This window comes from Microvirga sp. P4_G7, from assembly GCF_056401005.1.
In genome coordinates this window covers 1-962 of record NZ_JBFUKD010001012.1, presented here as the reverse complement: position 1 = coordinate 962, position 962 = coordinate 1, and the positions used below count along the sequence as shown (strand labels likewise).

Annotated in this window: 2 protein-coding genes and 1 pseudogene; 2 read left to right on the top strand and 1 reads right to left on the bottom strand. The window is 56.5% G+C overall.

Going from position 1 to position 962, the window contains the following annotated elements; translation table 11 throughout:
- The coding region (locus AC1DT3_RS22645; RefSeq protein ID WP_477467415.1) for an adenylate/guanylate cyclase domain-containing protein at nucleotides 1-254 on the top strand (254 nt) is incomplete at its 5' end.
- Between the two features lie 244 nt (nucleotides 255-498).
- On the top strand, nucleotides 499-639 hold the full coding sequence (locus tag AC1DT3_RS22640) for a hypothetical protein (protein WP_477467414.1): 141 nt from the start codon (nucleotides 499-501) through the stop codon (nucleotides 637-639).
- A gap of 45 nt (nucleotides 640-684) precedes the next feature.
- Here AC1DT3_RS22640 and AC1DT3_RS22635 read toward each other — a convergent pair.
- A pseudogene (locus tag AC1DT3_RS22635) lies at nucleotides 685-962 on the bottom strand (hypothetical protein); the annotation flags it as partial.

The window sequence follows — 962 nt, the reverse complement described above, 5'->3', positions numbered from 1 at the left end:
ACACCGGTCCGGTCGTCGCCGGGATCGTCGGGCAGCGCCGCTTTACCTATGACGTGTGGGGCAATGCGGTAAATGTGGCGCAGCGTTTGGAGGAAGCCTGCGAACCGGGGAGGGTGAACATTTCCGCCAGCACCCTGCACCAAGTGTCACGTCTCTTCGAAACCGAAGCCCGTGGCTCCGTTCAGGTGAAGCATATCGGAGCCATCGACATGTATTTCCTCAACAAGATCCGACCCGACGTGGTGGGAGCGTAATTCACAAGGGACGGCCTTTGGGGGTGGCGCGCTTTTGTCAGCACGTTTTCGGACCGGTTCGATCAAGGTAGTCGCGAGGGGCTTCCGCCACGAGAGACACAAACACAATCTGCCGACGTTGCCTTGCTGACCAGAGATCGATTAATGTAACATAATTGCATAAATGGGGCAGATCGCCATGTCGGATCCTTCCAGCTCAAATCCGCACCTACAAACCGCAATCTTGCGTTTCTGGGCTCAGGGCATGGATATCACGCAGACGTTCAGCCAGGCTGAGATCAACTCGGTCCCAGGGCTCGCAGCCGCGATCGAGACCGTGCGAGTTCTTCCGTCCTTGGCCGGTTGGGACGAGGAAGATGCTTCCATGCGCAAGAAAGACCTGTGAAACCTGACATGATTTGAGAGCCGCTGACAGGAGCTCTCATCAATTTCAAACTTCTTTTGCTGCCGCGTGAGCCATCGTTATGAGAGCCTGACGCATAGCCTGACTTTTGATTTGGGCAAAAACGCGGATCAGCTCGATCACTTGCGGCGTGGTGAGCAAACTTTGCACCTGGGGTGCATTGCTGTCGTTGCCGTCGCTCAGCGCATGCCCCTCGAAGAACGAAGTGATTGGCGCGCCGAGTGCCGTAGAAATCGCCATGAGCCGCCCGGCCCCGACGCGATTCACGCCTTTCTCGTATTTTTGGATCTGCTGAAACGTGATCC

Excerpts from the sequence above, each read along its gene's own strand:
- AC1DT3_RS22640 (WP_477467414.1), top strand. The coding sequence starts at position 499 with ATGGATATCACGCAGACGTTCAGCCAGGCTGAGATCAACTCGGTCCCA.